Source organism: Nonomuraea sp. B1E8 (assembly GCF_039871515.1).
GTDB lineage: Bacteria > Actinomycetota > Actinomycetes > Streptosporangiales > Streptosporangiaceae > Nonomuraea.
In genome coordinates this window covers 112,234-132,977 of the sequence record NZ_JBDPLS010000015.1, presented here as the reverse complement: position 1 = coordinate 132,977, position 20,744 = coordinate 112,234, and the positions used below count along the sequence as shown (strand labels likewise).

Sequence of the window (20,744 nt, the reverse complement as noted above, 5' to 3'; positions counted from 1 at the left end):
GAACGACCAATGGGCGCGTACAAGGAGGGCTCGGAGATCCGGGACGCCAAGGCGCCTTCCGGCCCCATCGAGGAACGGTGGGAGAAGCGGAAGTTCAGCGCCAAGCTGGTCAACCCGGCCAACAAGCGCAAGCTCCACGTGATCGTGGTGGGCACCGGCCTGGCGGGCGGCTCGGCCGCCGCGACGCTGGGCGAGCTGGGCTACAACGTCACCTCGTTCTGCTACCAGGACTCACCCCGCCGCGCCCACTCCATCGCCGCGCAGGGCGGGATCAACGCCGCGAAGAACTACCGCGGCGACGGCGACAGCATCTACCGGCTCTTCTACGACACCGTGAAGGGCGGCGACTTCCGCGCCCGCGAGTCGAACGTCTACCGCCTCGCCCAGGTCTCGGTGAACATCATCGACCAGGCCGTCGCGCAGGGCGTGCCGTTCGCGCGCGAGTACGGAGGCCTGCTCGACACCCGCTCGTTCGGCGGCGCCCAGGTCTCCCGTACGTTCTACGCCCGCGGCCAGACGGGCCAGCAGCTGCTGCTGGGCGCGTACCAGGCGCTGGAGCGGCAGGTCGCGGCCGGGACCGTCACCATGCACACCCGGCACGAGATGCTCGACCTTATCGTCTCCGACGGGCGGGCCCGCGGCGTCATCGTGCGCGACATGGTGACCGGCGAGATCGAGCGGCACGTGGCCGACGCCGTGGTGCTGGCCACCGGCGGCTACGGCAACGTGTTCTTCCTGTCCACCAACGCCAAGGGCTGCAACACCACGGCGATCTGGCGGGCGCACGAGCGGGGCGCGTACTTCGCCAACCCCTGCTACACGCAGATCCACCCCACCTGCATCCCGGTCTCCGGCGAGTACCAGTCGAAGCTGACCCTGATGTCGGAGTCGCTGCGCAACGACGGCCGCGTCTGGGTGCCGCTGCGCAAGAACGACTCCCGTGCCCCCGGCGACATCCCGGAGGAGGAGCGCGACTACTACCTGGAGCGGATCTACCCCGCGTTCGGGAACCTCGTGCCCCGCGACATCGCCTCCAGGGCCGCCAAGAACGTCTGCGACGAGGGCCGCGGCGTCGGTCCCGGCGGGCTGGGCGTCTACCTGGACTTCCGCGACGCGATCGGCCGGCTCGGGCGCGACGCCGTGGAGAAGAAGTACGGCAACCTGTTCGAGATGTACGAGCGCATCACGGGCGAGAACCCGTACGACGTGCCGATGCGCATCTACCCCGCCGTGCACTACACGATGGGCGGGCTGTGGGTGGACTACGACCTGCAGTCCACGATCCCCGGCCTGTTCGTCATCGGGGAGGCCAACTTCTCCGACCACGGCGCCAACCGGCTGGGCGCGTCGGCGCTGATGCAGGGGCTCGCCGACGGATATTTCGTGCTTCCCACCACTATCGGTGACTATCTCGCGGACGGCCCGTACAACGACGTCGACGAGGAGGCCGTGGCCGCGGCCGAGCTCAGGGTCCGCGACAAGATCGATCGGCTGCTGTCCGTGAACGGCACCCGCACCCCCGACTCCTTCCACCGCGAGCTGGGCAAGCTCATGTGGGACTACTGCGGCATGGAGCGTACGGAGGAGTCGCTGCGCAAGGCGCTGGAGCGCATCCCGGAGCTACGCGCGGAGTTCTGGCAGAACGTCAAGGTGACCGGCACCGCCGAGGAGCTGAACCAGGTCCTGGAGAAGGCCGGCCGCGTCGCCGACTTCTTCGACCTCGCCGAGCTCATGTGCCTGGACGCCCTGGTCCGCACGGAGTCGTGCGGCGGCCACTTCCGCGCCGAGTCACAGGACTCCGACGGCGAGGCGCTGCGCGACGACGAACACTTCGCGCACGTGTCGGCCTGGGAGCGCACCCCTGACGGGCCGGTGCTGCACAAGGAACCGCTCGAGTACGAGTACGTCAAGATGACCCAGCGGAGCTACAAGTGAATTTGACCTTGAAGGTCTGGCGCCAGAGCGGCCCTTCGGACGCGGGACGCATGGTGACGTACCGGGTGGAGGACGTCTCCCCGGACATGTCCTTCCTGGAGATGCTGGACGTCCTGAACGAGCGCCTCATCCTGGAGGGCGACGACCCGATCGCCTTCGACCACGACTGCCGCGAGGGCATCTGCGGCATGTGCGGCATGGTGATCAACGGCGTTGCGCACGGCGAGCAGCGCGCCACGACGACGTGCCAGCTGCACATGCGCCACTTCGAGGACGGCGCCACGATCACCATCGAACCGTGGCGGGCGGCGCCGTTCCCGGTGGTCAAGGACCTGGTGGTGGACCGCAGCGCGTTCGACCGGATCATCCAGGCGGGCGGCTTCGTCTCCGTTCCCGCCGGTTCGGCGCCCGACGCCCACAGCATCCCCGTACGCAAGGAGGACGCGGACGCCGCGTTCGACGCGGCGACCTGCATCGGCTGCGGGGCCTGCGTGGCCGCCTGCCCGAACGGCTCGGCCTCGTTGTTCACCGCCGCCAAGATCACTCACCTGAGCCTGCTTCCCCAGGGCCAGCCGGAACGTGTGTCCCGCGCCAAGGCCATGGTGGACCAGATGGACGCGGAGGGGTTCGGCGGCTGCACGAACACGGGGGAGTGCACGGCGGTCTGCCCCAAGGGCATCCCGCTGGACACGATCGCCCAGATGAACAGCGACTATCTCAAGGCCAACACCAAGTAGCCCGCCGCCCTCACCTCGGGGCGGCGAGGAAGTCCGTGATCAGGGCGGCGACCGCCTGCGGCTGCTCGGCGAGCAGGTCGTGGCCGGAGTCAAGCTCCCTGACCCGGATGTGGGGCGGCAGGGAGGCGAGGTCGCGGCGCACCCCTCTCCTGAACGCCGCCATCAGCTCGCCGCCCGGCACGGCCTGCGGGTCGCGGGTCGGGATCACGACCAGGGCGTCACAGGTGACCTCGCGCAGCAGGGGGATCGTGTCGCGGAACTCCGGGGTGTGGCGCACCGCTTCGAGGAGTTCCGCGCCCGGCCGGGCATAGACCTGCCCGTCCCTTTCGACGAGAGCCCTGGCGGGGAGCATGGGCCGGAGTTCGGCGGGGAGCGGTCGGCCCATGCTCGCGGACTGCTCGTCGAACACGGCCTTGAGGCTCGCCAGCTCCAGGTCCCTCGTCACGGGGTCCATCCCCGGGTAGTTGCCGGGGGAACTCTCGGCGGAGCGCAGTCCGTCGAGGTTGACGATCGCCGGGCATTCGGGATGACGCCTGGCCCACAACACGGCGAGCATGCCGCCCAGCGAGTGACCGGCGACGGCCGGGTTGCCGAGGTCCAGATGTGCCACCACCGCATCGAGGTCGTCCAGCGCCCTTTCCCACTCCCACGGGCCGTCGCCGGACAGGCCGTGGCCCCGCAGGTCGAGTGCCACGGCCCGGTGGCCGGGCAGGTCGAGCGGGTCCCAGGCCTCCAGCGTGCCGCCCAGGCCGTGGAGGAGGAGGACGGGCTCGCCGGGCCCGCCGTGGTCGCGTACGGCGAGGGGGATGTCGTGGTCAGTGATGGTGACGTCGTGCGCCATGACGCTCCTGAGGTTGGTTCAGCCGTTCGCGGATCGAGTGGGTGCTCACCCCGCCGTCGGGATGCCGGTCGAGCTTCGCGCGCTTGACCAGGTCGTGAACGCCCGAAGGGTGAGTAATAGTCCCTTGACACAAGTTAGCAAGTACTTGCTTAGTGTCGTCAAGTAGTTAGCGCGGGCGGACTCCGGCAACTCCGTGAGCTGCGCAGAGAATGATAGGTACACTTATGATTAGTGTAGCTATGGTTCACGGAGGTCCACAATGCTCAGCAAGCCCGAGCGGCTTTTCGGCCGTGACACCGAATGGGAAGAGCTAGTTGAATTCGTCACGAGCCGGTTGGTGGGTGCCACCCTCGGGCTCGTGTACGGTCGCCGCCGCCAGGGCAAGACGCTCATGCTCGAACTCCTGGCCCAGAAGACCGGTGGTCTGCTCTTCGGCGCCACCCAGCAGGCCGAGGCGCAGAACCTGGCAGATCTGGGCGCGGCGTACGCAAGCCATCGTGGCCTGCGCACGCCCGTCTCGTTCGGCAACTGGCGAGAAGCGCTGGACGAGTTGCTGCGTCTCGGCGACGAACGCGCCACGCCAGTGATCATCGACGAGTTCCCCTACCTGGTCTCGGCCACGCCGGCGCTCCCCTCCTACCTGCAGCAAGCACTCAACCCGACCGGGCATGCCAAGGAGAACACCCGCACTCGGCTGATCCTCTGCGGCAGCGCCCTCACGACGATGGCCCAGTTGCTCGGGGGCGGCGCTCCGCTGCGTGGACGTGCCGTGCTGGAGCTGATCGTGCGGCCCTTCGGTTTTCGCGACGCGAGCGCTTTCTGGGGTCTCACGGAGTCGCCGGAGCTGGCGTTCCGGGTGCACGCGCTCGTCGGTGGCACGCCCGCCTACTTGGAAATGTGCGGCGGCTCGGGCCCTGCCGATCTCGACGGGTTCGATCGATGGGTGCAGCGGCGACTGCTCAACCCAGCGTCCGCGATGTTCCGCGAGGGCGGACTGTTGCTCAGGGAAGAGCCGTCGATCTCCGATCCCACCTCGTACGCAGCCGCGCTGGCGGCGATCAGCGCCGGAAACCACCGCCGCAGCGAGATCGCCGCCGCCCTCGGCAGGCCCACGAGCGCGCTGGCCCATCTGCTCGGCGGCCTTCAGAGCATCGGCCTCGTCCATCAGGTCGACGACGCGTTGCGGGAGAAGCGCAGCGTGTTCAAGATCGCTGAACCGATCGTCCGGCTCCATCAGCTGGTCACACAGCGGCGAGAACCAGAGTTGGTCAGCGGCCAAGCGGCCCGGGTCTGGCGCGACCATGCCGATACGGTCGCCTCCAAGATCTATGGACCCCATTTCGAAGACCTTGCGCGCGAATGGTGCTTCCTTCATGCGTCCACCGCGACACTCAACGGAACGGCAAGCACCGTCCGTCCCAGCGAGATCTCGTGTCGTGCGCACCGTCATGGACACGAACTGGACATCGTGGTGTCCGAGGCGAACTCCTTCGCCAGCGATCGGATCACTGCGATCGGTGAGGCGAAGGGCACCCTTGCGCCCATGGACGTCGCGCAGCTTCAGCGCTTGGAGCACCTTCGCGCCCTGCTTCCTGACACCCGCATCGACGAGCAGCCCAAGCTGCTGCTCTTCGCGCGCTCCGGATTCACCGATGGCCTGACGGAAGTGGCGCGTGGGCGGTCAGACGTGGAGCTCGTCGACCTGAACCGTCTGTATTTCGGGGACTGACCACGCGTCGGAGTAGGCGTGGCGACTCAAGGCGTCCGGCTGGGCCGCTCTTCGACGAGCCGACCGGCCTCACAGGTCAAGTGTCGCGGCCTGGTGGCCGGGCAGGTCGAGCGGGTCCCAGGCCTCCAGCGTGCCGCCCAGGCCGTGGAGGAGGAGGACGGGCTCGCCGGGCCCGCCGTGGTCGCGTACGGCGAGGGGGATGTCGTGGTCAGTGATGGTGACGTCGTGCGCCATGACGCTCCTGAGGTTGGTTCAGCCGTTCGCGGATCGAGTGGGTGCTCACCCCGCCGTCGGGATGCCGGTCGAGCTTCGCGCGCTTGACCAGGTCGTGAACTCCCTGCCGGGTAATGCCGAGCATCGCGCCCGCCGTGGCGAACGGCACCGCCACCTTGCCCGGATGGCCGGCGCGCCTGGCCACGGCCCTGCCGAAGGCGGTGCTCCACCACTCGTCGGGGGGATCGAACGGGCCGTCGCCGGGGAAGGCGGCCGCGATCAACCGCGCCGCCGTACGGACCGCGAGGCTTTCGTCGGGGCCCAGCAACTGGGCGGCCCACACCTCGGCCTCGATGCGCAGGCGCTCCCTGACCGGGTCCACCTGCTCCCCGGAGCCGAAGAGGATCTCCAGCGGATCGACGATCCGCCGCTCGACCAGCTCGACCAGCTCACCCGCCAACGCCACGTGCTCACGCGTGTTCACTTGACGTACGATAGCAAGTACTTGCTGTCATTCGTCAAGCAGCGGCAGGTGGGAGTTCGTCGACCTGATCCGTCTGTGTTGCGGAGACTGACGCGTCGGAGCGGGCGGGGTGCTCCGTCAGGCGGTCTGGCGGGACTCGTCGTTGGCGTTGGTGCGGATCTGCTGGATGCGCTGCTTGGTCAGGCCGAGCAGCTCCCCGATGTCGCCGTCGGACAGGCCCAGCTCGTGCATGTGCTTGACACGTTTCTTCAGTGTGCGCGTGTAGTCTTCGGCGATCGCGGCGGCCTGGCGCTGGAGCGCGGCGAAGTCGTCGAGGTCCTGCTCGGACAGGCCGGGCAGCGCGTAGTGGAAGACGGGCGCGGGCGGCCGGTCGCGGTCGGCGAACAGGAACGGCAGCCCTTCGGTGACGTCGGCGTGCAGCTCCTTCAGTGTGCGCGCGGACATGCCGCCGGCCACGCCGTCCACCTGGGCCAGCCACAGGCTGCCCGCCAGGGTGATGTGAACGTCAACGCGGTCCGCGGTCATGAGTCCTCCAGCCAGTGGTCGCCGAACAGGTGGGCGAGCCCCTGCTCGAGGGAGTCGACCAGATGGGGCGTCTCCCCGGGGTAGAGCGGGACGATCGCGCGGGCCGCGACGCGGCCCTCGGCGTCCCACAGCAGGAGGAAGCGCTGCCGCCTGGTCGTCTCCGCCCAGTCGCAGCGCAAGCCATGGGTGTGGGAGAGCCCGATGATCCGATCGCGGATGGCCGCGTAGTCGTCTCGTTCCACCACACGCGGCAGACTATATCCCTTGCCTACCTCCGACAAGAGGTCTTGTCGCCGACATCGGCTATGGCGTGTTCCGGCCCCAGGCGCGCATGAAGGTGCACACGGTGGCGCGGGCCAGGTCGTGGAGCTGGGTGTCGCTGATCTGACGGGTGCCCAGGCGGGAACGGGCCTCCAGCGGGCCGAGGAGCAGGGCGAGGAACTGCTCGGCCACGAGGTCGGGGTCGCCGGCGCGCAGGCGGCCTGAGAGCGCGAGCCGGGCCAGGCGGTCGGCCAGCGCCTGGGTGAGGTGGTGGGGGCCACTGCCGGTCACGACATCGAGGATGTCAGGAAATCTCGTGCTCTCGGAGTAGAGCAGCCGTTTCAACGCGCACGAACGTTCGTCGGTGTGCAGCCGGAGCAGCGCGTGGGCGACGCCCTCCAGCACGCCGGCCAGATCGTCGCCCGGATCGGCCAATGGTGCGAGCGCGCCGATCCGGGCGTCGAGCGCGGCCTGCGAGGCGGCCTCCACGGCGTGCCGGAACAGCGTGGCCTTGTCGGTCATGTGGTTGTAGACCGTGGGTTTGGCCACGCCCGCCTCGTTCGCGATGTCCTGCACGCAGGCCTGCGCGTATCCCAGGCGGGCGAAGACGGCGAACGCGCCGTCGAGGATCGCCTGGCGCTTGTCGATGCGCCCGCGTGTGCTGGTGGCCATGCCTGTGATTGTACGCGCTGGTTCATCCCTATGGACGTGCAGGTTGTATGAGAACGCATTAGATAACTAAATTGAACCCATGAGTTCAATACCACCGGACGACCGGATGGATTCCCGGCTCCTCGGCATGATCGGCGTGATCCTGCTCGGCGGGCTGCTGGGCATCCTCAACAGCACGATGGCCGCCGTCGCCATCGACACCCTGGCCGGCGCCTTCGCCACCTCGCTCAGCACGGTCGGCTGGACGTCCACCGGCTTCCTGCTCGCGGTCACCGCCACCATCCCGTTCACCACCTGGGCCGTCGACCGGTTCGGCGGCAGGCGGCTCTGGCTGGCCGGGTTGTCGCTCTTCCTGGCCGGATCGTTGCTGGCCGGGCTGGCCTGGAACGTCGGCAGCCTGATCACCTTCCGGGTGCTCCAGGGGTTAGGGGCAGGACTGCTCGACCCGCTCGTGCTGATCCTGCTGGCCAGGGCCGCCGGGCCGCGCCGGGCCGGACGCGTGATGGGACTGATGGGCGTGGTGCTCTCGCTCGGGCCCGTGCTCGGGCCGATCGCGGGCGGCGCGGTGCTCGCCGGACTGTCGTGGCGGTGGATGTTCCTGCTCAGCGTGCCCGTCGGACTGGTCGCCCTGCTGCTGGCCGTACGGGTGGTCCCCGCCGACGAGCCGTCCCATGGGCCGTCCGGCGCGTCGCCCGCCCGGCTGGACGTCGTGGGACTGGCGCTGCTCGGGCCCGGATTCGCGGCCGTCGTCCTGGCGCTGTCGCAGACGGCCGAGCAGGGGTCGTTCGCGGCCTGGCAGGCGCTGCTGCCGCTGGGCGCGGGAGTGCTGCTGCTGGCCGGCTACGCCGTGCACGCGCTGCGGTCGCGCCCGATGGGTTCACCGGCCAGGCGGAGGAACCCGCCGCTGATCGACCTGCGCCTGTTCGCCAACCGCGGGTTCACGGCCAGCGTCACGATCATGGGCCTTGGCGGGTTGTCCCTCTTCGGGGCGCTGTTCGCGCTGCCGCTGTACTACCAGCAGGCCCACGGGCACGGCGTGCTCGCCGCCGGCCTGCTGATGGCGCCGCTCGGACTCGGCGGCTCCATCGCGATGCCACTGGCCGGGCGGCTGTCGGACCGGATCGGCGCACGCGGGCTCGCCATCGCAGGCGTCACCGTCGCCCTGCTCAGCGCGCTCTCCTTCACCCGGATGGGAGCCCACACGCCCGAGATCTGGCCGGCGCTGGCGGCGCTCAGCATCGGGCTGGGCAGCGGATGTTTCAGCGCGCCCACCATGGGCTCGCTCTATCGCACGCTGCCCGAGTCCATGGTGGCGCAGGGCAGCTCGGTGCTCTACATGCTCAACCAGCTCGGCGCCGCGCTCGGCGTGGCGGTCGTCACGCTCATCCTGCAGACCGCCGGCGACGTGATCACCGGTTTCCACGGCATCTTCTGGCTCGTCGTCACCATGCTGGTGATCGTGCTGGCGGTCATCCCGCTCCTCCCCGGCCGCCCGCCTCGGGCGCAGGCCGCGGCCGGGGAACTCGCGAGCACCCCGGGCTGACTGCTCACCAGCGCTCCACGAGGTGCTCGCGGCCGGGCGGCGGCTCGCAGGGCTGAGAGGTGGAGCCTGGTCAGCCCTTGTAGTTGAAGATCTGGCGCAACGTGTGCCGCACCTCCACCAGATCGGTCTGGTCCGCCATCACCTGGTCGATGGGCTTGTACGCCTCAGGATGCTCGTCCACCAGGGCGGCGGCCCGGTCGGAGTTCCAGGTGCGGCCGCTCATGGCCGCGGTGAGCGAGCTCGCCGACAGCTCGCGCCTGGCCTTCGTCCGCGACATGCGGCGACCCGCCCCGTGGGAGCACGAGGTGTACGACTCGGGGTTTCCGCGCCCGCGCACGATGTACGAGCGCGTGCCCATCGAGCCCGGGATCACGCCCTCGTCGCCGCTGTCGGCCTTGATGGCGCCCTTGCGGGTGATCCACATCGACTTGCCGAAGTGGGTCTCCCGCTGGGTGAAGTTGTGATGACAGTTGATCGTGCGGACGCGCTGTCCCTTGCCGACGACCCGGAACAGGGCGTTGATCAGGACCTTGTCCATCCGGGCACGCGAGGCCATCGCGTAGCGCTGGGCCCACAGCATGTCCTCGATGTACGCGGTGAACTCCGGAGTGTCCTGGACGAAGTACGCCAGGTCCGGATCCTCCAGGCCGACCTCCTGCTTCTTCATCAGCTTCTTGGCGCCCGTGATGTGCAGCTGGGCGAGCTGGTTGCCGATGCCGCGCGAACCCGAGTGCAGCACCGTCCAGACGTGGTCGCGCTCGTCGAGGCAGACCTCGACGAAGTGGTTGCCGGACCCGAGGGTGCCGAACTGGTCGGCCACCTTCTTCGTCTGCTTCGGGTTGAGGTCGGTGTGGGGGAGCCCGAGGTCGCTGAGAGCGCGGTCGGTCGAGGGGTCGTCGTGGCCCTTGCCGACGCCGGCGGGGATGCGATGCTCCACCATGGGCATCAGGGCCGCGAGCGTTTCGGGCAGGTCCGCGGCCGTGAGCGTCGTCTCGCTGGCCACCATGCCGCAACCGATGTCGACGCCGACGGCGGCGGGAATGATCGCGTTCTCTGTGGGGATCACCGAGCCGACCGTCGCACCGATGCCGACGTGCGCGTCGGGCATGAGAGCGACGTGGCCGGAGACGAACGGCAGGCGGGCGGTGCGTGCGGCCTGCATGATCGCGCCTTCGTCGATCTCGCTGGCCCACGACAGCAGGTTCGGTGCGGGCTGGTTCGGCATGAAAATGCTCCTTACTGGTTGTTGATCAGTGTGGCGGGGCCAGTAAGGATTTCCCACCCATTTATCGGCTGCGGGTCACGCCGACCGTTCCAGGTTCACATGGTCCCTTTTTTAGAGAGCGCTCCCTCATCGGGTCCGGGTGCAGGTGTCGGGTGGTCAGGGCCGGGTGGACCGTCTCCTGTTGGCGCGGCTCGGGAGAAAGCGCCGGGGTGCGGCGCGAGGATCTGTCATTCTCGCTGGTCGAAGCTGTATATAGGCGTGTGAGGCGCGGCTTCTCGCGTGTCAGGCAGGTTTTCATCTGGTAACGAGCATCTTGACAGCGGCAGAGGAGGCGAGCACTCTCCCAATCAGGGAGCGCTCCCCGAACATCCCCGCTTCTCACCCTGACGGAGACGTCGTGAGTCCACACCCCGACCCGTGGATCTTCGACCCGCCATCCCCCGCCCTCGCGGTCGCGGCGACCGGCCGGGACCGCCTGACGCGTCCACGCCGTTTCCCGTCGCGGATGCTCATCGACCTCGTGCGCGTCCACCCATGACGACCAAGGGAGCCGCCATGCTCGCCTCACGACTCTTCGCGCTGCTGACCCTGCTGATCGGCCTGGTCGCCGTCGTGCCCCGCCCGGCGGTGGCGGAGCCCGTACGGGTGGCGGAGTTCCTCGCCGACTGCCCGTTCAGCCACCGGCTGCCCGATGACCCGATCGTCTTCCCCGGCCTGCCGGGCGCCTCGCACATGCACAGCTTCTTCGGCAGCCGCGTCACCAACGCCCACACCCAGCTCAACGACCTGCTCAACGGCGCCACGAACTGCAACCCGGCCGTGGACAAGTCGTCGTACTGGGTGCCGACCCTCTACAGGGACGGCGCACCCGTGGAGCCGGCCATCGTCACGTTCTACTACCTCGGCGAGGGCGTGCGGGACGACATCGTCGCCAGGATCCAGCCGCTGCCCCTCGGGTTGCGGATCGTCGCGGGCAACGCCATGGCGACCGGCCCCGACCACACGACGATCTCCCGGTGGTCCTGCCTGCACGCCGGGCACGTCGGCGCGTCGAAGGACTTCGTCACCTGCCCGCCGGGGACGATGCTGGAGTCGTACCTGGACTTCCCGCAGTGCTGGAACGGGCGCGACCTCGACTCCGCCGACCACAAGAGCCACATGGCCTATCCGGTGGCCGGCGCCTGCCCGAGCACGCACCCCGTGCCGGTGCCCAAGCTGCGGCAGGTGATCCGTTACCCGGTGAGCGGCGACCCGTCGCACTTCCGGCTGGCGTCGGGTGGCGGGTTCACGATGCACGGTGACTTCTTCAACGCCTGGCCGGCGGCGGAGATGGAGCGCCGGGTGCGCGACTGCATCCGGCCGATCATCAAGTGCGGGGCCGACGGGCGGCCGTCGTAACTCCTGTTCCTCGCCCGGGCGGGCCGTCACCGCCCGGGCCCTCCGGAGGTCGTACGCGTGTCACGGGTGCTCGGAATCCTGCTGCCGGCCGTCCTGCTGCTCGGCTGCTCGGCCGCTCCTGACCCTGTTCCTGTTCCTGCTCCTGTGCAGGCGCCCGCCTCCGGCGGGGCCTTCACCACCACGGACGTGGCCTGGCTGCAGCTGGCCGAGGCCCTGCACACGCGGGCGCTGCCCCTCCTGAAGCTCGCGCGAGACCGCGCGGCCGACCGGCCGCTCGCCGGTCTGGCGGCCCGGCTCGGGGAGGAGCACGAGAGCGGGCGCGGCCGGCTGCGCGCCCTGCTCGCCCAGGCCCGGGTCACCGGCGAGAACCCGCATGCCGGGCACGACATGCCCGGCATGCCCACCGTCGCCGACCTGGACGCGCTGTCGGGGCTGCGGGACGAGGCGTTCGACCGCAGGTTCGTCACGCTGTTGCGGGCGTACCTGAAGCAGCTCGCGCTGGTGGCGAAGGGCGAGCAGGGCGCGGGCGGCGCGCGACAGGTGCGCGAGCTCGCGTCCGCCATGCGGCGCGACCACACCGCCGACCTGGCCGAGCTGGACAGGATCGCCGGACGTACGTGAGGCGCGGCTCGGTAGGTTGACCGGATGGAGCTCGCGGAACTGCTGGGGCAGGGCCGCAGCGCCGGTACCGAGGAACGGGTGCTGCGCCGCTACCGGTCGGGCATCGACGCCGGGAGGCCGCGGTAGACCTGCACCTCACGGCCCGCGGACCGATGGTGATCGACTGGTGCAACACCGAGGAGGGCGGCCCGGAGGAGTGACTGCGCCATGTCGGCGATGATCCTCGCCCAGGTCGCGGCCGACGCCGGGGACGAGCGCGCGCAGGCGGCACGGGTGGTGCTCGGCGCGCTGCTGGCCGGGCTCGGTGCCGCGATGGGCTATGGCGACGCGCTCGACCGCGCCAAGGCCCGGCGCGGCGCGAACCCCACGATGACCACCAGGGAGCTGGAACTGCTCGACGCGGCGGCGGCCCTGGTGCGCGAGCTGGGCCTCACGGCCGCCAGGCGCCCCGCGCCGCCGTCTCGGTGACGTAGCTCTCGAAGGGCTTCGGCGGCCGGTCGGTCACCTGGCTCACGACCTCGGTAACCGGCTGGTCGCCGAGGGCACGCAGGGCGGTGAACGCCTTGGCCGCACGGATGGCGTCGCCGGAGAAGCCCTGCGCCGCGATGTATTCCTCCTCGCCGCCCAGATAGGTGATCTCGCGGCCGACCGCCCAGCCGATGATCTCCGCGGCCTCCCCGAACGACAGGGCGCGCGGCCCTGTGATCTCGTAGGAATGCCCCGCGTGGCCGTCCTGCGTGAGGGCCGCGGCGGCGACGGCGGCGATGTCGCCGGCGTCGACGAACGCCTGGCGCACGGCGCCCATCGGCACGATCAGCTCACCCGCCATGACCGCGGGCCGCAGGAAACCCTCGTCGAAGTTCTGGTCGAACCAGCTCGGCCGCAGGATCGTCCACCCGGCGCCGCTGTCGCGGACCGCGCGCTCCGCGTTGATCAGCCGCTCGTCGCCCATGACCTCGATGCCGCCGCTGGACAGCAGCACGATCTGCTCGACGCCCTGATCCACTGCCAGCGACACGAACGCCGGATCGATCGGGACGCCCTCGGGGGCCATGAGAAAGACCCTGGACACCCCTCTCACCGCGGGCTCCCACGTGCCGGGCCGCGCCCAGTCGAACGTGGTCTCGCCTCCTCTGGAGGCCGCACGCACGGCGTGGCCGGCCGCGCGCAGCCGCTCCGCCACGCGCCGCCCGATGGTGCCTGTCGCGCCGAGGACGAGGATCACGAGCCGAGTCATGCCCCGAGTCAAGCAAAGGACACCGACAGAACCTGTCAAAGACGTCCGGCGGCCCGCTCGGTCCAGGCGGCCGTGGCGTCGATGCGCTCGCGCCACATCTTCTCGCCGCCCCCGCCGGGCTCCCAGCGGACGCAGAAGTCGAGCAGGTCACGGCAGCGCGCCAGCATCGCCGCGTGGCGCTCCGCCCAGCCGGGCACCGGCTCGCCGTACGCGGAGAAGAACCGCGGCAGCAGCGGCACCTGCTCGGGGTGGTGCATGCGGACGATCCACTCGCACCAGGCGAGGTCCTCGACCGGCCGGCCCGGATGGGCCCACTCCCAGTCGAGGATCGCGGTGGTCTCGAACGTGGCCGGGTCGAACAGCATGTTCTGCGGCCCGTAGTCGCCGTGGACGATGCCGAGCCGGTGGATGCGGGCCAGCATGCGGCCGCACTCGGCGAGCACCTCCGCGGCGCGGCCGTCGTCCAGGAGGTCCTGGCCGTGGGAGCCCTCGACCCAGCGGGTGGTCAGGCTGGTCGAGGTGACCTGGTGGAGGCGGGGGACGGGAATGCGGCCGCGCAGGCGGCGCAGATATCTGCTCTCCGTGCTGAGCCTGAACGCCGCCTCGGGCCCCTGGTAGCACTTCACGACCAGGGCGCCGTCGCCGACCGTGCTGTTGGTGTACCCGTGCTTCACAAGGGTCGATTCTGGCGCACCGGGACCCGTGCCGGGTGCACCCGCGCACGATCGCCCGTGCGCGCGATACACGATGTAAGAACGGCGCAAACCGCCCGATTGGGTGGAAGGAGCGCGCTCCGGGCGGCTGACCGGGAAAGGTGCGAGCAGCGCCATCCCGGCCACGGTGGGCACCATGTAAAGAGTGTCCGCCCGGGTTGTCGCCGCACGCTCTCACCTCCTCACAGGAAACCGAGAATCTGTTACACAGAGTGCATGTCCGAACTTCGTGCAGGCCAGGTGCGGAACCTGGTGCTGGCCACGGTGGCCTTCGCGGTGACGTTCTGGGCGTGGAACCTCATCGGTCCGCTGTCCGGGAGCTACAGCAGGCAGTTGCGGTTGTCGCAGACGCAGCTCTCGCTGCTGGTGGCGATCCCCGTAGTGGTCGGCTCGCTGGGGCGGATCCCGGTGGGGATGCTGGCCGACCGGTTCGGGGGGCGGCGCATGTTCGCGGCCGTCTGCTTCGTCTCGATCGTGCCCGTCCTGTTCACCGGCTGGTCCACGTCGTACGGCTGGCTGCTGTTCTGGGGATTCCTGCTGGGCATCCCCGGCACGTCGTTCGCGATCGGCATCCCCTTCGTCAACGCGTGGTACGAACCCGCCCGCCGGGGTTTCGCCACCGGCGTGTTCGGGGCCGGCATGGGCGGCACGGCGCTGTCGGCGTTCTGCACGCCGGTCCTGGTGGAGACGTTCGGGCGGCCTTTCACGCACGTGCTGATGGCGGCGGCGCTCGCGGCGACGGGTCTCGTCATGCTGGGCGCGAGCCGCGACTCGCCGCGCTGGTCGCCCGCGACCGCCCCCGCGTGGCCCAGGATCAGGAAGGCCATGGCGATCAAGGCGACCTGGCAGTCGGCCTTCCTGTACGCGGTGGCCTTCGGTGGGTTCGTGGCCTTCTCGACGTACCTGCCGACCCTGCTGCAGAACGTGTACCGCTTCGCCCAGACCGGCGCGGGGCTGCGCACGGCCGGGTTCTCGATCGCCGCGGTGCTGGCCCGGCCGCTCGGCGGCACGCTCTCCGACCGGATCGGGCCGGTCAAGGTCCTGCTCATCGCGTTCGCCGGCACCACGGTCATGGCGCTCGTGCTGGCGCTGGAGCCGCCGGCCGAGGTGCCCGCGGGAGCGAGCTTCGTGCTCATGGCGCTCTTCCTCGGACTCGGGACGGGCGGCGTGTTCGCGCTCGTCGCGAAGCTGGTCGAGGCGTCCAGGGTGGGGACGGTGACCGGGCTCGTCGGCGCGGCCGGAGGGCTCGGCGGCTATTTCCCGCCGCTCGTCATGGGAGCGGTCTACGCCGCCACTGGGGCGTACACGATCGGCTACGCGTTGCTCGCGCTCACGGCGCTGGTGACGCTGGCGTACACGATGCGGGCCTTCAAAGGCATCCAGGGGCACTAGCACAACCGACGCGCCGGCCCGGATCACTCATCGCCCGCGGCCACGGACCCGGGCCAGGGACATGCCCGGTGATCAGAATGGGTGTCTCCCGGGCGGCTCGGCGGGCGTTCGTCCACGAGGTGAAGGCTGAGGCGACGCCGGAGATCTGGCGGTTTCGTCGGGAATGGTCCGGTGCCGTCGTCGGAACCCACTCGTTCAGGGGAACGTTCCAGCAGGTCGAAAACCGATTGCCGGGCCGCCTCACGCCTTGTCAAGGTTGTCAGGCTATGCGCTCCCTTCCTGAGGCCGATCCTGGCGTGCCCGACATCCGCAGCCCGCTGCGCTATTTGTGGTGGACTGCGCGCAGGCAGTGGCCGTCTCTCCTCGCGGGCATCGGCTTCGCGACCCTGTGGTGGCTGGTGCAGGCCCTGATGCCGGCCGTGCTCGGCAGGGGCATCGACGCCGTCACCGCCAAGGACACCCGGGCGCTGCTGCTCTGGGCGGGTGTCCTGCTGGCGCTCGGGCTGCTGCAGGCCTACACCGGGCTGATGCGCCACCGGATGGCGGTGCACACCTGGCTGTCGGCCGCCTACCGCACCGTGCAGGTGACCGCCAGGCAGGCCGCCAGGCTCGGTGCCACGCTGCCCAAGCGGCTGTCCACCGGCGAGGTCGTCAGCGTCGGCAACTCCGACATCGCCCACATCGGCAGCTCCATGGACATCCTGCTGCGCGGCACCGGCTCCATCGTGGCGATCGTCACCGTCACCGTGATCCTCATCTCGACCTCGCTGCCGCTCGGCCTGCTCGTGTTGTTCGGGGTGCCGGTCATGGCCCTCGCCGTCTCGCCGCTGCTGCGCCCCCTGCACCGGCGGCAGCTCAGGCACCGCGAGCTGGTCGGCGACCTGTCCACCAGGGCGAGCGACATCGTGGCCGGGCTGCGGGTGCTGCGCGGCATCGGCGGCGAGCACGTGTTCGCCGGCCGTTATCGCGAGGAGTCGCAGCTCGTCCGCCAGGCCGGCGTCGGCGTGGCCAGAGTCGAGTCGGTGCTCGAAGGCGCCCAGATCGTGCTGCCCGGCCTGCTCATCGCCATCGTGACCGGCGTCGGCGCCTCGTTCGCCGTCGCCGGCGAGATCCCCACCGGCCAGCTCGTCTCGTTCTACCTCTACGCGGTCTTCCTCATCGGCCCCCTGCGCACCCTCACCGAGGCGGCCGACAAGCTCACCAAGGGCCACGTCGCCGCGGGTCGCGTGATCCGCATCCTGTCGATCGAGCCCGAGGTCGCCGGCGGCACCGGGAGCAGCCCTGGTGGCGTGCTGCGCGACTCCTACAGCGGCGTCACCCTCCAGCCGTGCTCGCTGACCGCCATCGCCGCGAGCTCGCCCGACGACGCCGCCGCCATCGCCGACCGGCTCGCCCGCTACGCCGACGGCGACGTCACCTTCGGCGCGGCAGACCTGGCCGACCTGCCCATCGCCGAGGTCCGCGAGCGCATCCTCGTCGCCGACAACGGCGCTCGCCTGTTCACCGGCCGCCTGCGCGACGAGCTCGACGTGCGCGGCGGTGCCACCGACGCGCAACTGCGCGAGGCACTCCACGCGGCCTGCGCCGACGACATCGTCGAGGCCCTGCCCGACGGGCTCGACACCGTCGTGGCCGAGGCCGGTCGTGAGTTCTCCGGCGGGCAGCAGCAGCGGCTGCGCCTGGTCAGGGCGCTGCTGGCCGACCCCGAGGTGCTCATCCTGGTCGAGCCCACCAGCGCCGTCGACGCCCACAGCGAGGCCCGCATCGCCGGGCGGCTGGCCAAGGCGCGCGCCGGCCGCACCACGCTGATCTGCACCACCAGCCCGCTGGTGCTCGACCGCACCGACCACGTCATCTACGTCGAGGACGGCAGGGTGCTGGCCGAGGGCGCACACCGGCAGCTGCTCGACAGCACGCCCGCCTACGCCGCGACCGTGACCCGCGGGGAGGACTGACACATGGCCCGCGAGATCCTTCCGGTCGCCGACCGCAAACAGGTGCGCGCCTACGCCAGGCGGCTGACCCTGCGCTATCCGCGCGAGCTCACGCTCGCCCTCCTCCTGCACGGTCTGGCCGCCGTGGCCGGGCTGGCCGTGCCGTGGCAGCTCGGCCGGCTGGTGCAGGACGTGCAGTATGGAGCCGAGGTCGACGTCGTCGTCGTGGCCGCCGCCATCGGAGGGTTCCTGCTGCTGCAGGGCGTTCTCGTGCGCTATGCCGTGCTGGCCTCCGCCAGGCTCGGCGAGAAGGTGCTGGCCGAGCTGCGCGAGGAGTTCGTCGACCGGGTGCTCGGGCTGCCGCTGTCCACCGTCGAGCGGGCCGGCGCCGGAGACCTGATCACCAGGACCTCCCGTGACGTCGACGCCCTGTCGCGCACCGTGCGGCACGCCGTGCCCGAGACGCTCATCGCGTCCGTCACTTTCGTGATCACCGTGGGTGCCCTGCTCCTGGTCAGCCCGCTGCTCATGCTGCCCATGCTGATCGCCGGCCCGGTGTTGTGGATCTCCACCCGGTGGTATCTGAAGCGGGCGCGCGACGGCTATCTCCGTGAGAACGCCGCCTACGCCGACCTCACCGAAGGGCTGGCCGAGACCGTCGAAGGCGCCAGGGCGGTGGAGGCGCTCGGGCTGCAGGAACGGCGCCGGGCCCGCACCGACGACGACATCGCGCGATCGTACGCCGCCGAGCGCTACACGCTGCACCTGCGCACCGTGTGGTTCCCCGCCGTCGAGCTGGGCTATGTGCTGCCGGTCGTGGCCACACTGCTGGTCGGCGGCCTCTTCTACACCAACGGCTGGGTGGCGCTCGCTCAGGTGACGACCGCGACGCTCTATGCCCAGCAGCTCATCGACCCGCTCGACAGGTTTCTCATGTGGATCGACGAGCTGCAGGTGGGCGGGGCGTCCATGGCGCGGCTGCTCGGCGTGGCCAACGTGCCCGACGACCGGGTGGCCTCCGCGTCGTCGTCGCCCTCCGGCGAGCTGCTGGAGGCGTCGGACGTGCGTTACGCCTATCGTGAGGGCCGCGACGTGTTGCACGGCGTGTCGCTGACCGTCCAGCCGGGGGAGCGGCTGGCCATGGTCGGGCCGTCGGGCGCCGGGAAGTCCACGCTCGGAAGGCTGCTGGCCGGCATCCACGGGCCGCGCGCCGGCGCGGTGGCCGTGGGCGGAGTGCCGCTGGTCGAGCTGCCGCTCGACGACCTGCGCGGCCACGTCGCGCTCGTCACCCAGGAACATCACGTGTTCAAGGGCACGGTGCGCGACAACCTGGTGATCGCCCGCTCCGACGCCGACGACCAGGCTGTGCGGAAGGCGCTCGAAGCGGTGGACGCGCTCGAGTGGGTGCTTGAGCTGCCCGCCGGCCTGGAGACGCACGTGGGATCCGGCGGGCTGGCCGTTTCGCCCGCGCAGGCGCAGCAGCTCGCCCTGGCGCGGCTCGTGCTCGCCGACCCGCACACCCTGGTGCTGGACGAGGCCACCTCCCTCATCGACCCACGCGCCGCCAGGCACCTGGAACGTTCGCTGGCCGCCGTGCTCGACGGGCGGACGGTCATCGCGATCGCCCACCGGCTCTACACGGCGCACGACGCCGACCGGGTGGCCGTCGTGGAGGACGGACGCATCAGCGAACTGGGCTCCCACGACGAGCTGGTGGCGGCGGGCGGCTCCTATGCGGCCCTCTGGACAAGCTGGCACGGCACCTCCTCCTCCGCTCATCAGTGACGCCGCCTGCCCACAGGTGCGGGACCTCCCCGGAAGGGTTTCGTCAGCATCGTGTGATCTTGGCGGGGACGGTGCGGTCGGTGAAGTAGCGGTTGATGTGGTCGCGGGCGCACTCGTTGAAGCCGTAGAGCGTGTGGCCGGGCCCGTCGTGGTGGACGACGGCGCTGCCCGGGACCGACGACAGCGCTCGGGCCACCGAGTCGGACTCGCCCCACGCTCCCGCTCCGAGCAGGGGAGGCAGACCCTTGGGGAGGGGAGCGGGCTTGTTGGTCACGGGGACCGGCCAGCCGATGCAGCCCAGCATCGCCGTGGACAGGGTGTTGGCGGTGCCCGCGTTGGGGGCGACCTTGCGTAGGCGGGTGTTGGTGGCGGCCAGCTCCTTGAGGTCGGCGAAGCGGGGCCAGTCGGTGCATTCCGTGACGCCCGTGGCCTGGTCGGGGTAGCGGGCACCGCGCTCGGGCACGAAGCCGGACGCGTCGCCCTTGGCCGCCTGGCGGATCGCCTGCGCCAGGGCGGGCCAGGCCGGCTTGCCCTGCCGGGCCCGGCTGATGGCGAAGGACTGCAGGTCGCGGCCGTTGTAGGCGACGTTGGCGGTCGTCGTGGGGACGGGGGCGCGCTCTGCCTTGGCGATCAGTGCCCGCCAGCGGCCGGGCACGTCGGAGCAGTCGTTGCTCCTGCACCAGGTGAAGAAGCGCCGCAGGAAGCTCTCGTTGGCCTTGGCCGACTCCTCCAGCTCGCGTTTCCAGCTCACGGTGCTGTGGTTGATCGTGCCGTCGAGGACCATCGTGCGGATGCGGCCGGGGAAGAGGCGGGCATAGGCCTGGCCGTAGATGCCCGCGTAGGAGGCGCCGTAGAAGTTGAGCTCGCCGTCGCCGAGGAACTTCCTGATGGCCTCCATGTCTCTGGCGTGGTCGACCGAGCTCATGTGGGCGAACAACTCGGGGTCTTCCAGGCGGCAGGCCTCGGCGTAGCCGCGGTTGGTGTCGGACAGCCGGCCGAAGGCGGCGTTGTCTTCCGGGGCGTCGGGGAGGGGGACGCGGGTCCAGGCGCACTGCAGGCCCGTGCTGAGGCCCTGGAACTGCTCGCCGTAGCCCCGGGTGTCCCACGTGACGATGTCCATACGCTCGCGGAGCTTGGCCCACCAGCCGGGATTGGCCTGGGTCAGGGCGATGCCGGGGCCCCCAGGGCCGCCGTAGGCCACCAGCACCGACCCCTTCGAGGCGCCGGTGGCCTTGAGCCGCCCCAGCTTCAGGGTGATCGTGCGGCCGTCGGGTTTGCTCCAGTCGGCCGGGACCTTGAGGTCGGTGCAGACCATCCCGATCTTGTCTCCGGGGCAGGGGCGCCACTCCTGGGCGGCGGTGGTGGTCGCCGCCGCGGCCGGGGCGGTCAGGCCTGCGCCCAGGAGCGCCAAGGTGAGGGCGAGGGGTTTCAGCATGGCGTTCACGATCCCGCAGAGGGTGGCGGGATCGCGTCAGACCAGGGTTTGATCTTCGCGGCGG

Annotated in this window: 21 protein-coding genes; 11 read left to right on the top strand and 10 right to left on the bottom strand. The window is 70.5% G+C overall.

What is annotated here, in order from left to right; genetic code table 11:
- Nucleotides 1-9 precede the first annotated feature (9 nt).
- Both ABGA98_RS37830 and ABGA98_RS37825 read left to right on the top strand, forming a co-directional pair.
- Entirely contained in the window at nt 10-1,935 is a 1,926-nt protein-coding gene (locus tag ABGA98_RS37830; protein ID WP_347623255.1) for a fumarate reductase/succinate dehydrogenase flavoprotein subunit, read from the top strand.
- Nucleotides 1,932-2,672: a succinate dehydrogenase/fumarate reductase iron-sulfur subunit gene (locus ABGA98_RS37825; RefSeq protein ID WP_347623254.1), complete on the top strand. Its 741-nt coding sequence runs from the start codon at nt 1,932-1,934 to the stop codon at nt 2,670-2,672. The genes ABGA98_RS37830 and ABGA98_RS37825 overlap by 4 nt, the downstream gene beginning before the upstream one ends.
- 10 nt (nt 2,673-2,682) lie before the next feature.
- On the opposite strand, the gene ABGA98_RS37820 is transcribed toward ABGA98_RS37825, so the two are convergent.
- Complete coding sequence (locus ABGA98_RS37820; protein WP_347623253.1) at nt 2,683-3,513, bottom strand: alpha/beta hydrolase; 831 nt, start codon at nt 3,511-3,513, stop codon at nt 2,683-2,685.
- A gap of 259 nt (nt 3,514-3,772) precedes the next feature.
- Between ABGA98_RS37820 and ABGA98_RS37815 the strand changes: the two genes are divergently transcribed.
- Nucleotides 3,773-5,242 (top strand): ATP-binding protein, encoded by a 1,470-nt coding sequence (locus ABGA98_RS37815; RefSeq protein WP_347623252.1) that lies wholly within the window; start codon nt 3,773-3,775, stop codon nt 5,240-5,242.
- Between the two features lie 69 nt (nt 5,243-5,311).
- Here ABGA98_RS37815 and ABGA98_RS37810 read toward each other — a convergent pair whose 3' ends face one another.
- The 5 genes from ABGA98_RS37810 to ABGA98_RS37790 all read right to left on the bottom strand — a co-directional run bounded on the left by ABGA98_RS37810 (nt 5,312) and on the right by ABGA98_RS37790 (nt 7,397).
- Complete coding sequence (locus tag ABGA98_RS37810; RefSeq protein ID WP_347623251.1) at nt 5,312-5,476, bottom strand: hypothetical protein; 165 nt, start codon at nt 5,474-5,476, stop codon at nt 5,312-5,314.
- Nucleotides 5,451-5,939: a hypothetical protein gene (locus ABGA98_RS37805; protein WP_347623250.1), complete on the bottom strand. Its 489-nt coding sequence runs from the start codon at nt 5,937-5,939 to the stop codon at nt 5,451-5,453. The genes ABGA98_RS37810 and ABGA98_RS37805 overlap by 26 nt, the downstream gene beginning before the upstream one ends.
- Before the next feature lie 117 nt (nt 5,940-6,056).
- Nucleotides 6,057-6,464 carry a hypothetical protein gene (locus ABGA98_RS37800; protein WP_347623249.1) on the bottom strand — a complete coding sequence of 136 codons (408 nt, stop codon included), beginning with the start codon at nt 6,462-6,464 and terminating at the stop codon, nt 6,057-6,059.
- The gene (locus ABGA98_RS37795; RefSeq protein WP_347623248.1) at nt 6,461-6,709 is read right to left on the bottom strand and encodes a hypothetical protein; all 249 of its coding nucleotides are present in this window, start codon (nt 6,707-6,709) and stop codon (nt 6,461-6,463) included. Before ABGA98_RS37795 ends, ABGA98_RS37800 begins: the two co-directional genes overlap by 4 nt.
- A gap of 58 nt (nt 6,710-6,767) precedes the next feature.
- Nucleotides 6,768-7,397 (bottom strand): TetR/AcrR family transcriptional regulator, encoded by a 630-nt coding sequence (locus ABGA98_RS37790; RefSeq protein WP_347623247.1) that lies wholly within the window; start codon nt 7,395-7,397, stop codon nt 6,768-6,770.
- Between the two features lie 79 nt (nt 7,398-7,476).
- Here ABGA98_RS37790 and ABGA98_RS37785 point away from each other — a divergent pair, with 79 nt between their 5' ends.
- Complete coding sequence (locus ABGA98_RS37785) at nt 7,477-8,940, top strand: DHA2 family efflux MFS transporter permease subunit (protein ID WP_347623246.1); 1,464 nt, start codon at nt 7,477-7,479, stop codon at nt 8,938-8,940.
- Between the two features lie 70 nt (nt 8,941-9,010).
- Here ABGA98_RS37785 and ABGA98_RS37780 read toward each other — a convergent pair whose 3' ends face one another.
- The gene (locus ABGA98_RS37780; RefSeq protein ID WP_347623245.1) at nt 9,011-10,165 is read right to left on the bottom strand and encodes an RtcB family protein; all 1,155 of its coding nucleotides are present in this window, start codon (nt 10,163-10,165) and stop codon (nt 9,011-9,013) included.
- A gap of 397 nt (nt 10,166-10,562) precedes the next feature.
- On the opposite strand from ABGA98_RS37780, the gene ABGA98_RS37775 reads away from it, so the two are divergent.
- From ABGA98_RS37775 to ABGA98_RS37760, 4 genes are all read left to right on the top strand, one after another.
- On the top strand, nt 10,563-10,703 hold the full coding sequence (locus tag ABGA98_RS37775) for a hypothetical protein (protein WP_347623244.1): 141 nt from the start codon (nt 10,563-10,565) through the stop codon (nt 10,701-10,703).
- Between the two features lie 17 nt (nt 10,704-10,720).
- A complete protein-coding gene (locus ABGA98_RS37770) occupies nt 10,721-11,563 on the top strand; it encodes a DUF1996 domain-containing protein (protein ID WP_347623243.1) in 843 nt (280 codons plus the stop codon).
- Nucleotides 11,564-11,620: 57 nt separating this feature from the next.
- On the top strand, nt 11,621-12,184 hold the full coding sequence (locus ABGA98_RS37765; protein WP_347623242.1) for a DUF305 domain-containing protein: 564 nt from the start codon (nt 11,621-11,623) through the stop codon (nt 12,182-12,184).
- A 207-nt stretch (nt 12,185-12,391) separates the two neighbouring features.
- Entirely contained in the window at nt 12,392-12,652 is a 261-nt protein-coding gene (locus ABGA98_RS37760) for a hypothetical protein (protein ID WP_347623241.1), read from the top strand.
- On the opposite strand, the gene ABGA98_RS37755 is transcribed toward ABGA98_RS37760, so the two are convergent.
- Both ABGA98_RS37755 and ABGA98_RS37750 read right to left on the bottom strand, forming a co-directional pair.
- Nucleotides 12,615-13,421 carry an NAD(P)H-binding protein gene (locus tag ABGA98_RS37755; RefSeq protein WP_347623240.1) on the bottom strand — a complete coding sequence of 269 codons (807 nt, stop codon included), beginning with the start codon at nt 13,419-13,421 and terminating at the stop codon, nt 12,615-12,617. The two genes, ABGA98_RS37760 and ABGA98_RS37755, sit on opposite strands and share 38 nt — an antisense overlap.
- A gap of 35 nt (nt 13,422-13,456) precedes the next feature.
- Entirely contained in the window at nt 13,457-14,095 is a 639-nt protein-coding gene (locus ABGA98_RS37750; protein ID WP_347623239.1) for a phosphotransferase, read from the bottom strand.
- Nucleotides 14,096-14,350: 255 nt separating this feature from the next.
- Between ABGA98_RS37750 and ABGA98_RS37745 the strand changes: the two genes are divergently transcribed.
- The 3 genes from ABGA98_RS37745 to ABGA98_RS37735 all read left to right on the top strand — a co-directional run bounded on the left by ABGA98_RS37745 (nt 14,351) and on the right by ABGA98_RS37735 (nt 19,245).
- Nucleotides 14,351-15,526, top strand: a complete 1,176-nt coding sequence (locus tag ABGA98_RS37745; RefSeq protein ID WP_347623238.1) for an MFS transporter — start codon at nt 14,351-14,353, stop codon at nt 15,524-15,526.
- A 266-nt stretch (nt 15,527-15,792) separates the two neighbouring features.
- On the top strand, nt 15,793-17,481 hold the full coding sequence (locus tag ABGA98_RS37740) for an ABC transporter ATP-binding protein (protein WP_347623237.1): 1,689 nt from the start codon (nt 15,793-15,795) through the stop codon (nt 17,479-17,481).
- Nucleotides 17,482-17,484: 3 nt separating this feature from the next.
- Nucleotides 17,485-19,245, top strand: coding sequence for an ABC transporter ATP-binding protein (locus tag ABGA98_RS37735; RefSeq protein ID WP_347623236.1), 1,761 nt, complete (start codon nt 17,485-17,487; stop codon nt 19,243-19,245).
- A 43-nt stretch (nt 19,246-19,288) separates the two neighbouring features.
- On the opposite strand, the gene ABGA98_RS37730 is transcribed toward ABGA98_RS37735, so the two are convergent.
- A complete protein-coding gene (locus tag ABGA98_RS37730) occupies nt 19,289-20,680 on the bottom strand; it encodes an alpha/beta fold hydrolase (protein WP_347623235.1) in 1,392 nt (463 codons plus the stop codon).
- Nucleotides 20,681-20,744: the final 64 nt, after the last annotated feature.

Excerpts from the sequence above, each read along its gene's own strand:
- ABGA98_RS37830 (WP_347623255.1), top strand. The coding sequence starts at position 10 with ATGGGCGCGTACAAGGAGGGCTCGGAGATCCGGGACGCCAAGGCGCCT.
- ABGA98_RS37820 (WP_347623253.1), bottom strand. The coding sequence starts at position 3,513 with ATGGCGCACGACGTCACCATCACTGACCACGACATCCCCCTCGCCGTA.
- ABGA98_RS37815 (WP_347623252.1), top strand. The coding sequence starts at position 3,773 with ATGCTCAGCAAGCCCGAGCGGCTTTTCGGCCGTGACACCGAATGGGAA.
- ABGA98_RS37810 (WP_347623251.1), bottom strand. The coding sequence starts at position 5,476 with ATGGCGCACGACGTCACCATCACTGACCACGACATCCCCCTCGCCGTA.
- ABGA98_RS37800 (WP_347623249.1), bottom strand. The coding sequence starts at position 6,464 with ATGACCGCGGACCGCGTTGACGTTCACATCACCCTGGCGGGCAGCCTG.
- ABGA98_RS37790 (WP_347623247.1), bottom strand. The coding sequence starts at position 7,397 with ATGGCCACCAGCACACGCGGGCGCATCGACAAGCGCCAGGCGATCCTC.
- ABGA98_RS37785 (WP_347623246.1), top strand. The coding sequence starts at position 7,477 with ATGAGTTCAATACCACCGGACGACCGGATGGATTCCCGGCTCCTCGGC.
- ABGA98_RS37780 (WP_347623245.1), bottom strand. The coding sequence starts at position 10,165 with ATGCCGAACCAGCCCGCACCGAACCTGCTGTCGTGGGCCAGCGAGATC.
- ABGA98_RS37770 (WP_347623243.1), top strand. The coding sequence starts at position 10,721 with ATGCTCGCCTCACGACTCTTCGCGCTGCTGACCCTGCTGATCGGCCTG.
- ABGA98_RS37760 (WP_347623241.1), top strand. The coding sequence starts at position 12,392 with ATGTCGGCGATGATCCTCGCCCAGGTCGCGGCCGACGCCGGGGACGAG.
- ABGA98_RS37755 (WP_347623240.1), bottom strand. The coding sequence starts at position 13,421 with ATGACTCGGCTCGTGATCCTCGTCCTCGGCGCGACAGGCACCATCGGG.
- ABGA98_RS37745 (WP_347623238.1), top strand. The coding sequence starts at position 14,351 with ATGTCCGAACTTCGTGCAGGCCAGGTGCGGAACCTGGTGCTGGCCACG.
- ABGA98_RS37740 (WP_347623237.1), top strand. The coding sequence starts at position 15,793 with ATGCGCTCCCTTCCTGAGGCCGATCCTGGCGTGCCCGACATCCGCAGC.
- ABGA98_RS37735 (WP_347623236.1), top strand. The coding sequence starts at position 17,485 with ATGGCCCGCGAGATCCTTCCGGTCGCCGACCGCAAACAGGTGCGCGCC.
- ABGA98_RS37730 (WP_347623235.1), bottom strand. The coding sequence starts at position 20,680 with ATGCTGAAACCCCTCGCCCTCACCTTGGCGCTCCTGGGCGCAGGCCTG.